Annotated in this window: 9 protein-coding genes and 1 pseudogene; 5 read left to right on the plus strand and 5 right to left on the minus strand. The window is 70.6% G+C overall.

Annotation, left to right across the window (positions count from 1 at the left end):
- Window positions 1–1,410, plus strand: a 1,410-nt coding sequence (locus B9G38_RS12085) for an MATE family efflux transporter (protein WP_086220526.1), incomplete at its 5' end; no start/stop codon positions are given.
- A gap of 49 nt (window positions 1,411–1,459) precedes the next feature.
- On the opposite strand, the gene B9G38_RS12090 is transcribed toward B9G38_RS12085, so the two are convergent.
- Entirely contained in the window at window positions 1,460–1,867 is a 408-nt protein-coding gene (locus tag B9G38_RS12090; protein ID WP_129452380.1) for a DUF6069 family protein, read from the minus strand.
- Window positions 1,868–2,162: 295 nt separating this feature from the next.
- Here B9G38_RS12090 and B9G38_RS12095 point away from each other — a divergent pair, with 295 nt between their 5' ends.
- Window positions 2,163–2,456, plus strand: coding sequence for a hypothetical protein (locus B9G38_RS12095; RefSeq protein ID WP_086220528.1), 294 nt, complete (start codon window positions 2,163–2,165; stop codon window positions 2,454–2,456).
- Window positions 2,457–2,596: 140 nt separating this feature from the next.
- Here B9G38_RS12095 and arcS read toward each other — a convergent pair whose 3' ends face one another.
- On the minus strand, window positions 2,597–4,429 hold the full coding sequence (arcS, locus tag B9G38_RS12100) for an archaeosine synthase subunit alpha (RefSeq protein ID WP_086220529.1): 1,833 nt from the start codon (window positions 4,427–4,429) through the stop codon (window positions 2,597–2,599).
- A 130-nt stretch (window positions 4,430–4,559) separates the two neighbouring features.
- Here arcS and B9G38_RS12105 point away from each other — a divergent pair, with 130 nt between their 5' ends.
- On the plus strand, window positions 4,560–5,063 hold the full coding sequence (locus B9G38_RS12105) for a pyridoxamine 5'-phosphate oxidase (RefSeq protein ID WP_086220530.1): 504 nt from the start codon (window positions 4,560–4,562) through the stop codon (window positions 5,061–5,063).
- Window positions 5,064–5,145: 82 nt separating this feature from the next.
- Window positions 5,146–6,426, plus strand: coding sequence for an amidohydrolase (locus tag B9G38_RS12110; protein WP_086220531.1), 1,281 nt, complete (start codon window positions 5,146–5,148; stop codon window positions 6,424–6,426).
- Between the two features lie 30 nt (window positions 6,427–6,456).
- On the opposite strand, the gene B9G38_RS12115 is transcribed toward B9G38_RS12110, so the two are convergent.
- Together B9G38_RS12115 and B9G38_RS12120 are read right to left on the minus strand one after the other, a co-directional pair.
- A complete protein-coding gene (locus B9G38_RS12115; protein WP_049929641.1) occupies window positions 6,457–6,906 on the minus strand; it encodes a Rieske 2Fe-2S domain-containing protein in 450 nt (149 codons plus the stop codon).
- A gap of 4 nt (window positions 6,907–6,910) precedes the next feature.
- Window positions 6,911–8,281 carry a geranylgeranyl reductase family protein gene (locus B9G38_RS12120; RefSeq protein WP_086220532.1) on the minus strand — a complete coding sequence of 457 codons (1,371 nt, stop codon included), beginning with the start codon at window positions 8,279–8,281 and terminating at the stop codon, window positions 6,911–6,913.
- A gap of 156 nt (window positions 8,282–8,437) precedes the next feature.
- Here B9G38_RS12120 and fer point away from each other — a divergent pair, with 156 nt between their 5' ends.
- On the plus strand, window positions 8,438–9,238 hold the full coding sequence (gene fer / locus B9G38_RS18770; RefSeq protein WP_086220533.1) for a ferredoxin Fer: 801 nt from the start codon (window positions 8,438–8,440) through the stop codon (window positions 9,236–9,238).
- A 35-nt stretch (window positions 9,239–9,273) separates the two neighbouring features.
- On the opposite strand, the pseudogene B9G38_RS17845 reads toward fer, so the two are convergent.
- Window positions 9,274–9,405 (minus strand): annotated as a pseudogene (locus B9G38_RS17845) (ABC transporter permease); the annotation flags it as partial.

Here is a 9,405-nt window from a genome sequence, read left to right on the forward strand (position 1 = left end):
CGGACCACCGACCTCGCGTGGCCCCGGATCGTCACCGGGATCGCCCGGATGTCGAAGAACGCGGTCGACGTCGCGATGGTCGGCGTCGCGGTCGGCACGAGCGCCGTCGCCGGCGTCGGCTTCGCGGGGCCCTACTGGGGGCTCGCGTTCGCGTTCGGCGGCGGCGTCGCCGGCGGCACGATCGCCTTGGTCTCCCAGCGGTACAGCGCCGAGGCGTTCGGCGAACTGGGGGACGCGGTGCGCTCCAGCGTCCTCCTCGCGGTGGCGATCACGCTGCCGGTCAGCGCGGCGTTCTGGCTGTTCGCCCCCGCGCTCATCGACGTGTTGAGCAGCAACGAGGCGGCGATAGCCTACGGCGCGGACTACCTCCGCGTCGTCGGCCTCGGCGTCCCGTTCGCCGCGCTCAACCTCGTCGGGAGCCGCATCCTCGTCGGCTGCGACGACGCCTACACCGCGATGCAGGTCCGGGCCGGCGGCGCGGTCGCGAACATCGCCCTCAGCGCGCTGTTCATCTTCGGGTTCGGCTGGGGCGTCGAGGGGGCCGCGGTCGGCACCGTCCTCTCGAACGTGCTCGCGGTCGGCGGCTTCACCGTCGGCCTCGTGCGCGGGAGCGCCCCCCTCATCGGCGAGTTCCCGGTCGCGATCGACCCGACCGGCTCGTACCTGAACCCCGGCATGCTCCGCGACCTCGTCGAGATCGGCGTCCCGGTCGGGGCGCGCAACCTCGTGTGGACGGCCGCCGAGTTCCCGATGCTCGCCATCCTCGACGTGTTCGGGGAAAACACCGTGGCCGCGTTCGTCATCGCCCGCCGCATCTGGGGGATCATGAACACGCCCGGCTGGGGGTTCGGCCTCGCCTCCTCCAGCCTCGTCGGGCAGGAGCTCGGCGTCGAGCGCCCGGACGAAGCAGAGGCGTACGCCCGCGACATCATCCGCTTCTCGGTGGCGACGTACGCCGTCTCCGCGGTGCTGATCGCCGTCTTCGCCACCGACATCGTCTCGCTGTTCACCGAGTCGCCCGACAGCCCGGAGATACCGATCGCCGTCAACCTCGTGTACGCGGCCTGCGCCGCGGTGATCTTCCAAGGCGTCTCCGGCGGGGCGGCCGGCCCCCTCGACGCCGCCGGCGACACGAAGATCCCCTTCGCGAGCCAGTTCCTCGGGATGTTCTGCGTGTCGATCCCGCTCGCGTACGTCGGCGCACACGACGCGACACCCGCGATCGACCTCCCGCTCGTCGGCCTCACGGTCCCCGAGGTGGCGCTCCCGGCGATCGGGCTGTGGGGACTCTACTTCGCGTTCATGGCCGAGACGACGATCCCCGCCGCGATCAACTACCTCCGGTTCCGGTCGGGGAAGTGGAAGAAGATCAGCGAGGCGTACCGACCCGAGGCGACCGCCGACGACTGAGGAGTGCGGGTTCGGCCGGCCTCGCGAAGGTGTAAACTCCGGAAGCTGGCTAACGGCCGAACGGAGTGTTCGGGAGCGCGATCATCGCGGTGATCGCCGGCGGGACGTGAAGCGCCATTAGCGCGACGGCCTCGCTCGTCGTCACGCCCTCGACGGCGACGAGCAGGCCGACATCGGGGACGAACGACAGGACGAGCGCGGCGACGGCGACGCGGACGAACGTCCGGTCCGGCGTCGCGGAGAAACGCGTGAGCGCCCCGTAGATAACGGCCGCACCGATCGTTCCCAACAGCGTCCAGACGACGATCGGGGGGTACCGGAAGAACTCCGTCGACGCCACGAGACCCCCGGTCAACGCGATCCACCCGAGAGCGAGATTGACGGCGACCCCGATCAGGAACGTCCCGGCCCCGCGGACGGCGAGCGTCCGAGCGGCTATCGGATTCCGTGCGGTCATGCCGACCTCTCGTCCGGGGACGGCCCGACGCGCGACGGGGTGTCGGCTCCGAGCGGCGGGTCTGTCGGGCGCTGCTTCGCGGTCGCAGCGACGGCGGTTCCACCACATCGGTCCGCCGCCTCAGCGTCTCTCGTCATAGGTCGTATACAGGCGCCCTACGGATAAACATAGTGTTGTAAATAGTTCACAATATGTACGGAGGAAGTAGCTGGAAATGCGCATCTAAAGAAAACTGACGTGGTGGTATTGCGTGTTAGGGGCAATAGTTATCCGGCGGCGAGACGTACTACCGTGTATGAAAAGCTGTGAGAAAAGCCGTCTATTCGGGTCCGCAATGATACTCGTCCAAGGGGTCGTCACCGCGCTCTTCCCGCGGGCGAGCGTCAGGCTCAGCAAGAAGATGATCGGGAAGAACTTCGACAACGCGTCGGAGCTCGAAGCGAAGCCGGCGTACCTCCGGCAACTCCGTGCGATCGGCGTCGGTATGATCGCCGCGGGCGGGACGGGGTTGCTCCTCGAAGACTCCGAGGAATTGGAAACCGAACTGTCCGAACTCGGCGGCGCGGAGGGATCCGAGGCCGACGAGTGAACCGCTCGCAACGCCGATAGTTCGGGGGGCTTCTCGCGGAGCGCTCCCGAGTCGTAGCGGGCCGACATCGAAACGGGCTCCGGGTCCGGCGCGACAACTGAAGGCGATCGTCCGCCGAGGAGTTCACCGGAGCCGTCCAGTTACTTCTCCTCTCCGTGCCGCACCTCGACGGCGACGCCGCGGGTCGATCCCGCCATTTCTGGGCCAGACATCGCCGCGCGGCCGACCGCGAACGCCTTCGGCCCCTCGATGACGACCTCGTCGCCGACCCGAATATCGTCGTCCGCGTCGACGACGCCCGGCGCGAGCACGGAGCCACGCGGGACGAACTGATCGATCTCCACCCGCTTCGTCGGCGCGTCGCTCTCGACCCAGCGGCGCGCGCCGGCGAGGGTGAACGAGAGCGTGCCGTACTGCGGGACCATCGTCGCGAGCTGTTCGCCCGGCTCGCCCTCGCGGCCGGCGTCGGGCTCGTCGCCCCACACCTGGAGCTTGGGGTAGCGGCCGGTGGTGCGGACGTCGGCCTCGCCGCCGTATCGGTCGCCTCCGCCGCTCGCGCCGAGACCGCCGAACAGGTCGTCGCCCGCGCCGTCGCCGAGCAGGTAATCGGCGATGGCGCGAACCGTGTTGTGCTCGCGCTCCCGCTTGCTGTACGCCGGCTCGCCCTGGAGAGCGGCGTTCAGTTCGCCGAGCGACTCGTCGGTCGTCGGGTGGTCGACGCAGGTGTACTCGAAGTGGGCGTCGATCGCGGGGTCGCTCTCCACGCGCTCGCAGATCTCGCGGTACCCGTCCTCGGGGACGTGCGCGACGACGCGCGAGTAGTCGTTGCGTTCGAGATACCGCCGGAGGACCTCCGCGACGAACTCGATCTCGTCTTCGCTCCAGTCGCCCGTGACGACCGAGTCGTAGTGTTGAGCGGGGTAGGTCGTCTCGAGCTCCTGCGGCACCACGCCGATAGGGGAGGTAATCGAGACGGTGTGGCCGCGCCACTTGATCGCGTCGTGGAACTGGCGGTGACTCTGGGAGTCGCTGTACGGCTTCGTCGCCGAGCAGGGGACCAACACGAGCGGCTGGTCGGTGAACCGGTTCCGGTAGCGGCTCGTGACGCGGTCGGCGAACCGACGGATCTCGACGCGGTCGAGCGTCTCCGCCGACGCCGCCGTCACCTCCGCGTCGCGCATGAGCGGCGTCCGCTCCTCCAAGTACCCCCACTGGTCGTCGAACTCGCGGAACGCGGCCGTGAGCCACCCCTCGTGGCGGGCCTGCGCCTCGATGTAATCGCGCAGGCGGCCGCTCCGGATCCGCTCGCGGACCCGCCGAAGCTCGGCCCGCAGCGCGTTGCCGTTGTGGTCGGCGCAGTCGTCCCGGGTGAACTCGCTTCGGGGTTTCGCGCAGGCCGGGCAGGCGCAGGGGAGCTCCTCCAAGTCTTCGAGGAAGTGTTCCGCGTCGGCGGTGAGGTACATCCCCTGCGTCCCCTTCGTCCGGGCGCGCGTCGCGTCGACGAGGTCGGCGCCGGCGTACGCGAGGAGCGCGACGTTCCGCGGGGTCGCGACACCGGAGAGGCCGAGCGCGGCGTCCGGCGGCAGCGCCGACTTCGCGCGGAGGATCGCGTCCCGGAACGCCTCGCCGTGGCCGACGAACCCCTGCGCGTCCGAGAGCAGGTACGCGTCGGCGCCGAGGTCGCGGGCGCTCCGACTGTCGACGACCGCGGCCGAGGGGAACGCGACGCCGGGGTGGTCGACCGCGAACGACTCGCGTACCTCGTCGCGGGTCCCCGCGGGGAACGCCCTGTGGGGAAGCACCGTCAGCGCGGTCTCGTCGCCGTCTGGGACCTCGCGGTCACCGGCCCAAAGACTTCCGGCGTCGTCGAGGAACGGGTCCGCCAGCGCCGGCGTGGACACGGGCTCGGCGAGGCGGACCTCCCCGAGCCGGGCGGCGCCGTCGCGCTCGTGGACCTCGAAGTAGTCGGTCATACCACCTCTCGCGGGGGGATCGTCAATTCTCTTGTGTTCCGGAGCCGCCGGGCTCCGAGTGGTTCGGCCGTCGACCTCGATCGAGTCCGGGCGCCGCAACTGTTAGGCGGGGCGCGGGCGTGGGATCGGTATGGACCCGACCGGCCCGTGGGACCGCGACCGCGTCGACGAGTTCCTCGCCGCCGCGTCCGTCCCGGTCCGCCTCGGCTGCCGTACCCCGGGCGACCGTCCGTGGATCGTCTCGCTGTGGTTCGCGTGGGACCCGGGCGGGGGGAGCGCCGACGGTGGAGACGACGGCGACGGCGCGGCGCGGCCGCCCGGCGCGATCCGCTGTGCGACGAGCGCGAACGCCGATCTGGTCGAGTTCGTCGACCACGACGACAGCGTCTCTTTCGACGTGTCGACGAACGACCCGCCGTACAAGGGGGTCCGCGGCCGCGGCCGGGCGACGGTCCGACCCGACGATGGGAAGCGGCTCCTGCGGTCGCTCCTGACGAAGTACCTCGGCGGCACGGACAACCCGACCGCCGACCGGCTCCTGCGATCCGAGCGCGAGGAGGTCGAGATCCGGATCGAACCGGAGCGGATCCACGCGTGGGACTACTCTGAGCGGATGGGGACGGCCGAGGAGTGAGCCGCCCGCGGTCGGCTCCGATGCGGTCCCCGTCGCTCTCCGGCAGCCGACGTTTTAACCTGTCCCCGGGCCACCCACGGGTATGAGCGTTCTCGAAGACGACGAGTACCGCGCGTTCCGCCGCGACCTCCACCGCCACCCCGAGCCCGCGTGGCGCGAGTTCTACACCACCGCCCGCATCGTCGAGGCCCTCCGCGAGCGGGACCTGACGGAGCTCCACGTCGGCCCGGACGCGCTGGCGACCGACGAGCGACTGAACGTCCCCGACGACGAGGAGCTTGCGGAGTGGGAGGAGCAGGCGCGCGAGGCGGGCGCTGACCCGGATATCCTCGACCGGCTCTCGGGCGGCTACACCGGCTGCGTCGCGGTCGTCGAGCGCGGCGACGGCCCCGTGATCGGCCTGCGGGTCGACATCGACGCGCTCCCGATCACGGAGTCTGAGTCGGCCGAGCACGTCCCGGCCGCCGAGGGGTTCCGCTCCGAGCACGAGGGGTTCATGCACGCCTGCGGCCACGACGCCCACGCGACGATGGGGCTCGGCGCGCTCGACGCCGTCCTCGACTCCGACTTCTCCGGCACGCTCAAGGTGTTCTTCCAGCCGGGCGAGGAGCAGGTCGCCGGCGGGAAGCCGATGGCCGAGTCGGGCCACCTCGACGACGTCGACTACCTCTACGCGGTCCACGTCGGCCTCGATCACCCGTCCGGCGAGGTCGTCTGCGGCGTCGAGGGATTCCTCGCGGTGCGGCACTTCCTCGCGGAGTTCTCCGGCGAGCCCGCGCACGCCGGCGCGCGCCCCGAGCAGGGTCGGAACTCGGTTCAGGCGATGGCGGCGGCGGTCCAGAACCTCTACGCCATCCCGCGGCATGCCGACGGCCCCACGCGCGTGAACGCTGGGCTCGTCGGCGGCGGCACCGCGACGAACATCATCCCCGAGGAGTCGCACATCGAGGGCGAGCTCCGCGGACAGACGACGGAGCTCGCCGAGTACATGTCCGACCACGCCGACCGCATCCTCGACTCCGCCGCGGCGATGCACGACTGCGAGGTCGAGGTGTCGACGCTCGGCGAGGCGCCCAGCGCGACGAGCGACGACGCGCTCGCCGCCCTCGTCCGGGAGTCCGCGGGCGACGTCGAGGGCGTCACGAACGTCGTCGACAGCGACGACCTCGGCGGCTCCGAGGACGCTACGTACCTGATGAACCGCGTCCAAGATCAGGGCGGGCTCGCCTGCTACCTCGGCGTCGGCACCGACCACCCGGGCGGGCACCACACCACCGACTTCGACGTGGTCGAGGACGACCTGTCCGTCGGCATCGACGTGATCGCCGGCGCGATCCGGCGAGTCGCGGAGGCGCAGCCGTAGACGTCGCCGGTCCGCCGAATATCGCCCCGTTCAGAAGGTGAGGTGCGAGCTCGACGACGGCCCCGCGCCGTCGTCGTCGTCCTCGTCCGGCAACCCCTCGCGGAGGTAGCTGAGGTCGTCGTCGGTCAGGAACACCGCGCCGTCGCGGACGGTCACGTCCACCGATCGGAGCGTCGTGCCCGCCGCCTCGCCGTTGTCGCAGCCGCCGTCGCACGCGTCGAACGCCGAGCCGTGCTTCGGACAGACGACGGAGCCGCCGCGGGTGACGGCGCCCACCGCCTCGCGGTGAAGCCGCTGGTCCTCGTGGGTACAGCGGTTGATCCACGCGCGCACCGGCGGGTCCTCGTCGTCGCGCTCATCCGACTCGTCCGCGCACGGCACGAGGAACACCTCGCGGTCCTCGTCGCCCTCACGAGCCGTAAACGCCCACGAGCCCTGCTCGCGCACCGTCTCGACGGTAGTGAGCCGGTAGCCGCTCACGGCCTCAGTACTTCGCGTCGGCGCCGGTCGTCTCGTAGACGCGGTCCATGATGTCGTCGCGCTGGCGGGTCCAGTTCGCCATCGCGGCGGGGCTCGTCGGGTACTCCTCGTAGTGGCCGATCAGCTCGTCCGCCAGCGACTTCGTCTGGTAGAAGTTCCGGATCGTCCCCCAGTAGCCGAACGACTTGACCGCGGCCTTCAGCTTCAGCCCGAAGGACATCGAGGTCGACCCCTCGTACAGCGCCTCCGCGAGCTTCTCGCCCGGCAGCGACGCGAGCAGCCCCATGAGGTTGTCCACGTCGACCGAAGTCGCGAGGACGTTGTACACGTCGAGGCCGGCGTACCGGCCGCCGAAGTGGTCCATCACGCGGGTGTTGTACCGCCAGAGGTTCTCCTCGCTCACGTCGCCGTCCGAGACGGCCTTCACGGCCTGCTCGCCGGCGTACTTGCCCGCGTACGCCGCGCCGGCGATTCCCCCTCCGGTCGTCGGGTTCACGTGACCCGCCGCGTCGCCGACCGCCATGTACCCCGGCGCGACCGCCGAGTCGTAGGGGCGTCGGGTGGGCAGGGCGGCGCCCAGTTTGTCGCGGACCTCCGCGCCCTCGAACTCGGGGCGGTCGCGGAGGTCTTTCTTCAGCGACTCGACGAGCTTCATCGGCTCCTCCGTCATCTGGAAGCCGAGGCCGGCGTTGATCTCCGTCGCGGTCCGCGGGAAGTACCAGAGGTAGCCCGCCGCGCGGTCGGTCGACTTGAACACCAGCGCGTCGTCCCACTCGACCGGCTCCGGCACGTCGACGATCTCGCGGTACGCCGAGCAGAACTGCGAGTACCGGACGTTCGTGTCGAAGGTCGTCCCCTCGAAGTCCGCCTTGTCCTGGAGCAGCGAGAGCGACCCGGCACCGTCGATCACGACGTCCGCCTCGTACGTCTGCGGGTCGCCCTTCCGCACCGCGTGGATACCGGTGACGCGCCCGCTCTCGTCCTGTCTCACGTCGTTGATGACGGTGTCGTAGTGGAAGTCGACGCCCGCGTCCTCGGCCCCGGAGATGAGCTGGCGGCCGTACTCCCAGCGATCGATGACGGCGAGCTCGCCGGGGACGGGGATCTCTAGGACTGTGTCCTCCTGCGGGATCTCGAAGCGACCGTGGTCGACGCCGGTGTTCGTGAACGCGGGTTCGAGTCGGTCCTTCGGGATCGCTTCGGGGAAGGCGTCGGCGCCCTTCAGGGCGTCGCCGCAGGCGATGTGGCCGGCCTCCTCGGCGTCCTTCCGCTCCACGATGACGACGTCGAGCCCCTCGTTCGCGATCGTCGCGGCGGCGTAGCAGCCGGCGGTCCCGGCCCCCGCCACGACGACGTCGTACTCGTCGATATCCATTACCGGACCGTGTCGTGCGCCGGGCAAAACTCTTTGCTCCCGTTTCGGTCGGCCGCGCGCCGACGAATTTCGCGATGGCCGGGGCGCGCCGGGGCGCGTCCGGAGCCTAACTGTTCAGGCTCGTCGTTTAACGGCCTCGAAACGAACGATACGGACATGGGGCAACTCGAACGAGTCGACGCCGACCGGCTCCGGGCGTGGCTCTCGGAGGTCCGGTCGGCGGAGGCGACCGCGGCGCTGATGACCGCCGTCGCGTACGACCGAGGTATCGGCACGGCCGAACTCGCTTCGTGGTACGACCGCTCCGAGGAGTGGGTCGAGGAGACGATCGCGGCCCTCGACTCCCCGGGGCTCGTCTCGACGGTCGCCCGGCTCGAAGGGGTCGACATCGGGGCGGTCGCCGCGGAGTCGAACCTCGCGCCCGCGACGGTCCGCGATTGGTTCGACGACCTCGGCGACGAGCCGGTCGGCGAGGCGGCCGACGTGGTTCGGCGGTACGCGGAGGGGTCGGTCGAACCGGTCCGCACCGGCTCGCCGTCCACCGTCTATCACCTCGACCGCGACGCGCTGACCGAGCACGGCTGGTCGCTGGACGATGAGGACCTCTTCGAGAAGGCCGCGGACGCCGACCTCGACCTCCCGGAGTACGGCCGCTTCCTCGTCGAGCCCGGCGAGTCGATCCTGGAAGCGGCGGAGCGCGGCGGCCGGTCGTGGCCGTACGCCTGCCGCGGCGGCGCCTGCTCCAACTGCGCCGTGGTCGTGGTGAAGGGCGACGTGGCGATGCCGGGGCAGTCGATCCTCTCCGACGAGCAGATCCGCGGGGCGAACGCCCGCCTCTCCTGCGTCGGCGTCCCGATCACCGACGAGGTCAAGATCGTCACGGGGATCGGCGACACCGAGGCGTTCGCCGACCTGCGACTGCCCTCGCCGACCGAGGAGACCGACGCGTCGGACTGACCGTCCGGACCCGGGAGGTCGTCAGCGGGCGCGAGCTACTCCTCGGTCTCGTAGTGTTCGCCCGCGGCCTCGGGGATCTGCGTCCGGCCGACCAGGGTGAGGACGACGATCACGACGACGTACGGGATGGTCTGGACCAGCGTGTCCGGGATCGCGTACCCGAGCTG

This window comes from Halorubrum sp. SD612 (assembly GCF_002135005.1).

Coding starts and splice junctions, on each gene's coding strand:
- B9G38_RS12105 (WP_086220530.1), top strand. CDS start 4,560: ATGGACCCGACCGGCCCGTGGGACCGCGACCGCGTCGACGAGTTCCTC.
- B9G38_RS12095 (WP_086220528.1), top strand. CDS start 2,163: ATGAAAAGCTGTGAGAAAAGCCGTCTATTCGGGTCCGCAATGATACTC.
- B9G38_RS12110 (WP_086220531.1), top strand. CDS start 5,146: ATGAGCGTTCTCGAAGACGACGAGTACCGCGCGTTCCGCCGCGACCTC.
- B9G38_RS12120 (WP_086220532.1), bottom strand. CDS start 8,281: ATGGATATCGACGAGTACGACGTCGTCGTGGCGGGGGCCGGGACCGCC.
- fer (WP_086220533.1), top strand. CDS start 8,438: ATGGGGCAACTCGAACGAGTCGACGCCGACCGGCTCCGGGCGTGGCTC.
- B9G38_RS12090 (WP_129452380.1), bottom strand. CDS start 1,867: ATGACCGCACGGAATCCGATAGCCGCTCGGACGCTCGCCGTCCGCGGG.
- arcS (WP_086220529.1), bottom strand. CDS start 4,429: ATGACCGACTACTTCGAGGTCCACGAGCGCGACGGCGCCGCCCGGCTC.